Consider the following 8,732-nt stretch of genomic DNA (forward strand, 5'->3'; position numbering starts at 1 on the left):
AAGCCCTGGACCATAGTGGGGTTGATCTTACAGGAGTCTATCTTCGTTACGGCGATTTCGGGCTTTGCCGGGTTCATTTTCAGTATGGGCTTATTGGAGATTTTTGGGCCTTATATAGAAGTGGATTATATCATCAATCCCTCTGTTAACTTCAACGTGGCTTTGTCTACGGTGTTCCTCCTGATCCTCGCCGGGACGCTGGCTGGATTTTTTCCTGCCTGGAGGGCGGCAAATATTCACACCATAGAAGCCCTTAAGGACGAATAAATAAGAAAGAGATGTTTAACCGGGATCGCTGGAAGGAAATATTGGAGGTGCTGACCACAAACTGGTTCAGGACCGTACTGACCGCATTTGGTGTCTTCTGGGGCATCCTGATCCTGATCATCCTGTTGGCAGCGGGCAAGGGACTCGAAAATGGGGTGAAATCAGACTTTGGCGACCTGGCAACCAATACCATGTTCATCTGGACCCGACGAACGACCAAGGCCTATCAGGGATTACCACAAAACCGACGCTTCAATTATAAACTGGAGGATGTTCAGGCCATCAGGGAGAACATACCCAACCTGAGGTTCATCTCCCCAAGAAACCAGCTGGGTGGCTTTGGAGGAAACAACAATGTGGTAAGGGGTATCCGCACGGGTGCCTATAACGTATACGGAGACTACCCTGAAATTATTAAGCAGGAACCGATGACGGTGACCTCCGGCCGGTTTCTGAACCAAAGTGATATCAATGAGAAGCGGAAAGTTGCGGTCATTGGCAGTGGCGTGCGTAACGAGCTCTATGATTTGGGGGAAGACGTCCTGGGTACCTACATCAAGATACGTGGGGTGAATTTCATGGTTATTGGCACCTATAAGAAAAACAGCAGTGACCAGGGAGAAGAAGGGGAGAAGGAAATATTTGTGCCCTTTACCGCTTTTTCTCAGGCATTTAATATGGGAAACAATGTAGGCTGGATGGCCATTACCGCTGAAGATGGCACTTCGATATCGGATATTAAAATGGATATCGTGAACCTTATGAAAAAGCAGCACAAGGTGCACCCGGAGGACAGCAGGGCAATAGGTTACTTCGATCTCTTTGAGGAATACAGTCGCATCGACGGCTTGTTCGGCGCGCTGAAGCTGATCGCCTACTTTGTTGGGACGCTCGTCTTATTATCTGGGATCATCGGGGTGAGCAATATCATGCTGATCGTGGTGAAAGAGCGCACCAAAGAGATTGGTATCCGCAGGGCGCTGGGGGAGAAACCCTGGTCCATAAAGAAACAGATCTTACTGGAGTCTATTTTCCTGACCATCATTTCCGGAATGCTGGGCATAGCTACGGGCGCCTTGTTCATCTATGGGGTGAATGCCCTCCTTGAAGCCAACGGACCTGTGGATATGTTCCTGAATCCCAGCGTGAGCCTTGGGGTGGTGTCAGGAGCCCTGACCATACTCATTTTAGCCGGGCTCCTGGCAGGGTATTTCCCGGCCCGAAGTGCCATTAAGGTGAAACCCATTGAAGCATTACGAACAGAATAATTAAAGTAAAACCATCAATCAAATACACTAACATGAAAAAGTCTGTAACCGTCATTATCCTACTGGTCATAGTCATTGCCTTTGGAGGAGCAATGTACTATCTGTATCAAAAGAATACGGAAGACCCGATTACCTATGCGACGGAAAAACCGACCACACAAACCATAATCAAAAAGACCGTGGCCACAGGGAGTATCCTACCCCTGGAAGAAGTACTCATAAAGCCCAATATTTCCGGGGTAATTGAAGAAATCTACGTGGAAGGGGGCGATTTTGTAAAATCCGGGGATTTGCTCGCTAAGATTAAAGTTGTGCCTAACCTTTCGGCCCTGAACGATGCCCGAAATGCCATCGATGAGGCCAAGATAACCCTGGATGACCAACGGCGCAACTACACGCGGCAGCAAAGCCTATTTGATAAAGGGGTGATCTCCCAGCAGGACCTGGAACGGGCTCAGGTGGCCTATGACCAGGCCAGGCAGGCCTATCAGGCGGCTAACAAGAGGTACGATATCGTAAGGACAGGAACCACACGCGGACTCAGCAATGCAGCGAATACCCTGATCCGTTCTACGGTAAGTGGCATGATCCTAGAAGTTCCTGTGGAAGTGGGGAATCAGGTGATAGAGAGCAATAATTTTAATGAAGGGACTACTATCGCTGCCATAGCCGATGTGGATAAAATGATCTTTGAGGGTAAGGTAGATGAATCAGAAGTGGGTAAGATCAAGGAAGACCTGGCATTGGAAATAACTGTTGGGGCCCTGGAGAACATCACATTTGATGCGGTGCTGGACTATATTGCCCCAAAAGGAAAGGAAGAGAACGGTGCCATACAATTTGAGATCAAGGGTACTTTGAAGAAACTGGATACAATATTCATTCGTGCCGGCTTAAGTGCCAATGCATCCATCATCCTCGACCGGGCAGATAGTGTTCTTGCACTAAAGGAAGCCCTGATCCAATTTGATTCGGAAACCAAAAAACCCTTTGTGGAAGTTGCCACAGGGGATCAGCAGTTTGAACGCCGCGACCTGGAACTGGGGATTAGCGACGGGATCCATGTGGAGGTAAAGTCGGGCATTTCAGAAAACGATGAGGTTAAAGTGTGGAACCAGGTAGAGCCGCAGCAATATGGCGGCTAGGCATTTTAACATAATATTTTGAGCTAAGCATGTAACAAATTAACACCTTGCGAGTCCAATGAACATAATCGCAGGATAAACAGGTACACTAACCATGATTGAGATAAAGAATCTTCATAAATCCTATAAAATGGGCAGCAATGCCCTGCATGTGCTGAAAGGCATTAATTTTTCTGTTAAAGAAGGGGAGCTGGTAGCCATAATGGGTTCCTCTGGATCAGGTAAATCCACACTGCTCAATATTCTGGGTATGCTGGATGTGGCAGACGAAGGGGATTATTCCCTGGATGGGATGCCCATAAAGGACCTCAATGAGACCAAAGCAGCCAATTACCGTAATAAGTTTTTGGGGTTCATTTTCCAGTCCTTTAACCTGATCAACTACAAAACAGCGCTCGAAAACGTAGCCCTCCCCCTCTACTACCAGGGAGTTGGCAGAAAGCAACGACAGGAAAAAGCGCTAAATTACCTGGAGCAGGTAGGATTGAAGGAATGGTCGCACCACCTTCCCAGCGAGCTTTCCGGTGGACAAAAACAACGGGTGGCCATCGCCCGGGCCATGGTGACCGAGCCCAAGGTGCTTCTTGCTGATGAGCTTACCGGTGCCCTCGATAGTACTACTTCCTACGAGGTAATGGACCTCATTCAACAGATCAATGACAAAGGGAATACCATCCTGGTGGTAACTCACGAGGATGACATAGCACACATGTGTAAGCGAATTGTACACCTCAGGGATGGGGTGATCGTAAAGGATGAAAAAGTCAAGCAAGTAAGAGCTTCAGAATATGTTCAGTAGGGATACCTGGCGGGAAATATTTGACACGATCAAGAAGAACAAACTCAGGACGTTCCTTTCCGGGTTTACGGTTTCTTTGGGGATCCTCATTTTTGTGGGGTTGGTTGGGATGACCAACGGACTCCAGAATACCTTTGAATACTTCTTCTCTCAGGACGCTACCAACGTGCTTTATTTGTTTCCCGGCAGGACAACCATGCCTTACAAAGGGTATAAATCCCAGAGGAGGATCGAATTTGAGAATGAGGATTTGGAGGAGATCAAGGAAAATTTCGATATGTTTATCGACTACATATCCCCCAGAATATTCAGGGGTGCCCTGGTAAAGTACAAGGAAGAATCCAACAATTATACCACGATCGGGGTGGACTGGGGGCAGCAATTTGCCGAAAAGACCATCATCATGAAGGGTCGGTATATCAACCAGGAAGATGTCAAGAATAAGACCCGCTATGCTGTAATCGGCAGATTGGTGGAAGAGGACCTGTTCGGCACAAAAAATTCAATGGGAAAATACATCGATGTAGGCGGAAGTGTCTTTAAAGTAATTGGTGTATTTCAGGATGACGGGGGGGACAGTGAAGAACGGCAGATCTATATCCCCTATACGACCCGACAGCTAATTGAAAAAAATACGGATAAGATCGGACAGATCGTAATTGGCTTCAAGCCAGAACTGGGATATACCGGGGCCATGGCCTTGCAGCGAAATGTTGAGAAATTCCTGAAGGACAAGAAATTCATTAATCCAGAAGACCAGAATGGCATCTTTATTCGGAATGTCGCAGATCAGCTGAAACAGAACCAGGATTTTGCCCGGGTATTGGCCATTATTGCCGCGCTTGTGGCCTTTGGTACCATTATAGCAGGGATTATTGGCATTAGTAATATCATGGTGTATACCGTAAAAGAGCGAACGAAAGAAATCGGGATACGCAAAGCCATTGGGGCTACCCCGAAAAATGTGATTAGTACCATACTGCTTGAAGCAGCATTTATTACCACGATATCAGGACTGGTAGGAATGATGATTGGAATTGCCATGTTGAGCAGGCTGGGGGATAAGCTGATGGATGATTATTTTATCCTGAATCCCGGGATCGATACAGGCTTAGCCCTTTTTGCGACCATTGTTCTCATTGTGTGTGGCACTATCGCTGGTTACGTGCCGGCAAAAAAAGCATCAAAGATCAAACCCATAGAAGCACTAAACTACGATTAGCATGCGCTTGTTATTTGACAAAAATACTTGGCAGGAAATCTTCGGTTCTATAGGCAAAAATAGGACCCGTACCATAATTACCGTAATTGGGGTACTTTGGGGCATCTTCATTTATATCGTGTTAGCTGGGGCTTCCAAGGGGCTTGATAATGGCTTCGAACGCAATTTTGAATCCGTTGCCAAAAACAGTATTTGGTGCTGGGCACAGAGTACCAGTATGCCCTATGCCGGATATAAAACCGGGCGCGGACTGGATATTAAGGTAGCTGATGCCACTACTCTCAGAAACCGGATCCCGGAGATACAATATATAGCCCCCGTGAATACCAAGGGGGTATTTGGAGGGACCGGAGCCCTTACCGTTCGGGGGTTAAAATCGAACACCTATGCCATGTACGGTTACTATCCAGAAATTGCAAAGATCGCTACTCAGAAAATATATGATAACGGTCGCTTTATTAATGATCAGGACATTGAACAGGCACGAAAGGTATGCGTGATCGGGGAACGTACCCAACAGGAAATGTTTGAAGAGGATGAGGATCCTATCGGCGGCTATATCCGAATTGAAAACATCTACTTTCAGGTGGTTGGAGTACATAAGTTCACCCAGACGACGCCTTTTGGAACGGATGGGGACATATATATTCCCTTTACCACCTTTAAGAAAATCTATAATACCGGGGAAGACGCTCAGTTTTTCACCATAGCTGCGTATGATGATGCCGATGTGGTACAGGTGGAAAAAGATGTAAAATCAGTTTTAAAAAGCATCCACCGGGTACACCCGGATGACGAACGGGCTTTTGGCGCCTTTAATCTGGGTGAGATCTTTAATAGGATCATGGGCTTTGCACAGGGGATTACGTTCCTTTCCCTGATCGTTGGTCTTGCGACCATCCTGGCCGGGGTCATTGGTATTGGGAATATCCTGTTGATTTCCGTTAAAGAGCGGACCAATGAATTGGGGATTCGCCGTGCACTGGGGGCAACGCCCAGGGAGGTGCGTACGCTGATCATTCTGGAATCCGTATTTCTAACTCTGATGGCGGGGATAATTGGAATCATTTTAGGGGCAGCCGTCCTAAACCTGATCAACAACCTCACCCAGGATACTGAATTTCCGTATACCAATCCCACTGTGCCCATTCCTTTGGTTATTGGAGCGCTTTTGGTGATGGTTATCCTGGGAACCTTAATCGGATTAATCCCGGCACAAAGGGCGGTGAGTATTAAGCCCATTGATGCCTTAAGAGAAGAATAAAACTATTAACTGCATAAATAATTAACACAAACAAGACGATGAACAAATATGTAAAATATGGATTGATAGCTGTCGTAGTACTCGGGGCCTTGTGGGCAGCTGCTTTTTTTATTAAATCCAATAGCAAATCATCCATTACGTATGATACCAAGAAACCGTTTACCTCGAGTATAGAGAAGAAAACGGTAGCCACAGGAAAAGTGATCCCAGAGGATGAGGTGGAAATCAAACCTCAGATCTCAGGAATTATAGATAAGATCTACATGGAAGAAGGGGATCCTGTAAAAACAGGCGATTTGATAGCGGTAATCCGCGTTGTGCCTAACGAGCAAGCGCTGAATTCGGCACAGGGAAGGGTTCGGAATGCTGAGATTGCACTGAACAACACCACAATTGAATATAATCGTAACAAGGAACTCTTTGATAAAGGGGTGATCTCCAGTCAGGACTTTCTGAATTTGCAGTTGCAATTTGACCAGGCGAAGCAGGAATTGGACAATGCACGTGCAGATTACCGAATAATCAGGAGAGGTTCTGCGGGAGGTTCTGCCAGTGCAAATACCAATATCCGCGCTACGGTAAATGGTACGCTCCTGGAAATCCCGGTGGAAGAAGGAGACCAGGTGATTCAGAGTAACAACTTTAATGACGGCACTACCATTGCCACAATTGCCGACCTGAATAAGATGATCTTTGAGGGGAAGGTCGATGAGGGCGAAGTGGGCAAATTGAAGTTGGGCATGCCATTGGAAATCAGCCTTGGGGCGATCGAAGATCAGAAACTTGAAGCCAAGTTGAAATTTATCGCACCCAAAGGGATTGAAGAGGCGGGCGCCGTACAGTTCAAGATCGAAGGGGATGTGGAAATCAACGATTCCATCTTTGTTCGTGCCGGCTATAGTGCCAATGCCTCACTCGTTCTTGAGAAAAAGGACAGCATCATGGTCATCCCTGAGGCCTTGCTGCAGTTTGATAAGGAAACAGACAAGCCTTATGTGGAAGTAGCAACAGGGGATCAGACTTTTGAACGTAAAGACGTGGAAATAGGGATTTCCGATGGGGTCAACGTGGAGATCGTTTCAGGGCTCACCTTTGAGGATGAGGTCAAAATCTGGAACAAGACAGAACCCATAAAACGAGGTGAAGAAGAGGAAGAAGGTGAAGGAGAAGGAGAAGAAGAGGCGGCCTCATAATTTGCAACCATTACCTTTTATAATCTAATTGATCAAAAAACGACAAATGAAATACAGACTCACGCTTTTACTCATCATATTTAGCACGATAACCCTGTCAGCACAGCTCAAAAAATGGACGCTGGAGGAATGTGTAACCTATGCTGTGGAGAACAACCTTACCGTGGAACAGTTTCGTCTCGACCTGGAAAATGCACAGATCGACAAGTCGGACGCCATTGGTAATCTGATCCCCACTTTCAATGGGCAGATCAGTGCCCAGAGTAGTACGGGTTTATCTTTTAACCCTGCTACTAACGAACCGGTGAACATCGTGCAAAAGTCTGCTTCCGGAAGTGTTACCTCCTTTGTAACCCTTTTTGATGGCTTACGGAATTACAAGCAGATCCAACGGGCTAAATTGAACGCTCTTGCCAATCAATACCGCCTTGATAACCTCGTAGATGATATCCGGCTGAATGTGGCCCTGAATTACCTAAATGTGCTTTCGAACAAGGAATCACTGAAAGTGTTTCAGGCCCAGTATGCCGTTACGGAGCAGGATCTGAAACGCACACAGGAATTAGTGGAATCCGGGGTATTGCCCCGGGGCGACTTGCTCGAAATTGAAGCTACTGCAGCAACTCAGGAGCAACAAATAATTAACGGCAAGAACCAGGTATTGATTGCACGGATCAACCTGGCTCAATTACTGCAGATTACGGATTACGAGAATTTCGACATAGCCGATGAGGAATTCGAGGTGCCGCCTTCCGACATCCTGAACAATTCTGCCAAAAACATATTTGCCAAAGCCCTGAGCTTCCGCAACGATATCAAGTTTTCCGAATCCAATGTAGCACTGGCAGAGAAAGACCTGGAGATAGCCAAGGGTGCTGTATTCCCAACCTTAGGCGCATTTATCAACTACAATACCCGTTATTCCGATCAGTTTTTTGATCCCTTCACCGGGCAGCTGATCCCTTTTAAGGATCAGATATGGATCAACGACGGGATCTCCTTCGGGGCACAATTGAATATACCCGTATTCAATGGATTTAATACCCGAAACAGTATCAGGCGCTCGAAGATCTCCCTGGAGAAAGCCAGGTTACAGTTGGAACAGGACAAGCTCGACCTGGAAACCAATGTGAACCAGGCCTATGTGGATGTGGAAAATACAGCCAAAACCTATGAGGCCTCAATGAAAACCCTGGATGCTCGAAGATTGGCGTACGATTACGCGAGGGAGCGTTACAACGTTGGTGTCATGAATGCCTTTGATTTTAGTCAGGCACAGGCCCGTGTGGATAACGCCGCTGCTGAAGTAATACGGTCTAAGTACGATTACATTTTTCGTATCAAAGTACTGGAGTTTTATTTCGGCCTGCCTATTGTTTTGAATTAAAAATATTTCAAAGTCTGCAACATAAAGCAGGGCCTGCTGATCCTAATCGGCAGGCCTTTTTTGTTGTATCTTTGCGCACATTATGGCTGTTATTCTCAACCTGGAAACTGCGACCACCAATTGTTCCGTGAGTATTGCTCGTGATGGGAAACTCCTGGCATTGCGGGAAGAGAACAACCGGAATTAT

At 46.5% G+C, this 8,732-nt stretch carries 8 protein-coding genes and 1 pseudogene; all 9 read left to right on the plus strand.

The features are described 5' to 3' along the window. A partial coding sequence (locus tag AC4E7D_RS07990) for an ABC transporter permease (RefSeq protein ID WP_490173282.1) occupies positions 1 to 267 on the plus strand: 267 nt, incomplete at its 5' end. A gap of 11 nt (positions 268 to 278) precedes the next feature. Beyond that, entirely contained in the window at positions 279 to 1,535 is a 1,257-nt protein-coding gene (locus AC4E7D_RS07995) for an ABC transporter permease (protein ID WP_490173283.1), read from the plus strand. Positions 1,536 to 1,567: 32 nt separating this feature from the next. Then, positions 1,568 to 2,680 (plus strand): efflux RND transporter periplasmic adaptor subunit, encoded by a 1,113-nt coding sequence (locus AC4E7D_RS08000; protein WP_490173284.1) that lies wholly within the window; start codon positions 1,568 to 1,570, stop codon positions 2,678 to 2,680. A gap of 94 nt (positions 2,681 to 2,774) precedes the next feature. Continuing rightward, positions 2,775 to 3,479, plus strand: coding sequence for an ABC transporter ATP-binding protein (locus tag AC4E7D_RS08005; protein WP_490173285.1), 705 nt, complete (start codon positions 2,775 to 2,777; stop codon positions 3,477 to 3,479). After that, positions 3,469 to 4,701, plus strand: a complete 1,233-nt coding sequence (locus AC4E7D_RS08010) for an ABC transporter permease (protein ID WP_490173286.1) — start codon at positions 3,469 to 3,471, stop codon at positions 4,699 to 4,701. Before AC4E7D_RS08005 ends, AC4E7D_RS08010 begins: the two co-directional genes overlap by 11 nt. 1 nt (position 4,702) lies before the next feature. Then, positions 4,703 to 5,965, plus strand: coding sequence for an ABC transporter permease (locus tag AC4E7D_RS08015; protein WP_490173287.1), 1,263 nt, complete (start codon positions 4,703 to 4,705; stop codon positions 5,963 to 5,965). Between the two features lie 38 nt (positions 5,966 to 6,003). Next, positions 6,004 to 7,158, plus strand: a complete 1,155-nt coding sequence (locus AC4E7D_RS08020; protein ID WP_490173288.1) for an efflux RND transporter periplasmic adaptor subunit — start codon at positions 6,004 to 6,006, stop codon at positions 7,156 to 7,158. A 46-nt stretch (positions 7,159 to 7,204) separates the two neighbouring features. Continuing rightward, positions 7,205 to 8,545 (plus strand): TolC family protein, encoded by a 1,341-nt coding sequence (locus AC4E7D_RS08025; protein WP_490173289.1) that lies wholly within the window; start codon positions 7,205 to 7,207, stop codon positions 8,543 to 8,545. 82 nt (positions 8,546 to 8,627) lie between these two features. Next, positions 8,628 to 8,732: pseudogene (locus tag AC4E7D_RS08030) on the plus strand (tRNA (adenosine(37)-N6)-threonylcarbamoyltransferase complex dimerization subunit type 1 TsaB); the annotation flags it as partial.

It is taken from the genome of Lentiprolixibacter sp. (assembly GCF_982873095.1).